The sequence below is a fragment of the Variovorax sp. 01T439_2 genome, assembly GCF_056398445.1.
On sequence record NZ_JBFTPJ010001251.1, the window covers coordinates 1 to 1,291 of the forward strand.

Below are 1,291 nucleotides of genomic sequence, written 5' to 3' on the forward strand. Positions count from 1 at the left end.
ATGTGCACCTGCTCGTTCTCGGCCAGGTTGGCGGCGTCGAGCAGGTCTTCGTCGATGGCGCAGGAGCCCTCGTAGTGCAGTTCACAGTCGGTGACGGCCACGCGATGGATCTTGGACTTGAGCAGGGTGCGGAACATGGGAGGACTCTTTCTTTATCTCTGCGAAAGGGTGGGTCGGTCCGGCATTCATCGATGAGCGCGGCGGAACGAGGGGCGCCGCATGCGCGGCGGGCGAAGCATAGTCGAGTCGTCGGTGGCTAGACAACGCCTGCAGCGAGACGCTGTTCGGCTCATTGAAGGTCGAGCGGCTGCATGGGCAGCGCTTCAAAACCGGACGCGAGACCAAGATGAAACCGTTGCGTGACTGCTCTGGTCGCGAGGAAAGAACATGAATATAAATACGTCCTGTCCGTGCGATACCGAACATGTGCGCTCGCTGCGACTTGGCCCCCGCCTTGGTCAAGGTGTGCTTCGGCATAAACGAATGGTCCCCTAGTCTTCGCCGATGGCTCCGAGGCAACGCTGGGCAGTAGATGCGGACGGTGTTTGGACCAGACCCTGGGTTGTGGCGCATAGGCGCGGTATCGAACAGACTTCGACGGCGGCCACCGCTACTGTGGCGTGATGTCCGATAGGCCCGCGCCATGTCACTTTCCTTGTTTGCTGCCGAAACGTTGGTCCTTGACTATCTGAATGGACGTGTCCTGCCAAGCACACTGCATCTCGCTGTCGTGCTTGCAGTCGAGACAAGGCTGCTGAAGGGGGTGATGCCGGTACTGGACGAAACCCTCTGCACCGAGATGGACGACCAAGCCACTGCACCGCCCCCCTGGTCTTCTGAATCCGTCCTGAGAGCCACACAGGAACGCCTGAGAATTCTCCGCGCTCTGTCGGAGACCTGAGGACGCTTCCCCCGGCGTGAGCGTCTTTCTCCGACCTCACTCGCAATCGCGGCCCATGTACAAAGTCGGCGAAAAGGCAAGTGCGAAGCGTCGCGCGCACTTGGAAGAGGTGCTTTGATGAACGCGCTGTTCTTTCCGGCCTTCCCTCGAGTTCGCATCTTTGAGCGCCGGCGCCTTGATCTCGGGTCAATGTCGTTATCATGATCGGCGAAATTCATCGGCGGATGGCCTTGAGCACCGCACCGATGCGCGCACTGTTTCGCGCGGGAAACGACGACGCCGGTCACCGGATGCCCTCGCGTTCGGCCACCGAGCGGCCATCGCGTGTCCAGACCTGGAGCACGAAATCGTCTTCCTCGTGGACGCCAGGCGTGCCAAGCCGAGCGAAGC

The 1,291-nt window shown here is 60.9% G+C and carries 1 protein-coding gene; it reads right to left on the reverse strand.

From position 1 onward, the window contains the following. A partial coding sequence (locus AC1DOC_RS34005) for an aspartate 1-decarboxylase (protein WP_478131613.1) occupies positions 1-137 on the reverse strand: 137 nt, incomplete at its 3' end. Between the last annotated feature and the right edge of the window lie 1,154 nt (positions 138-1,291).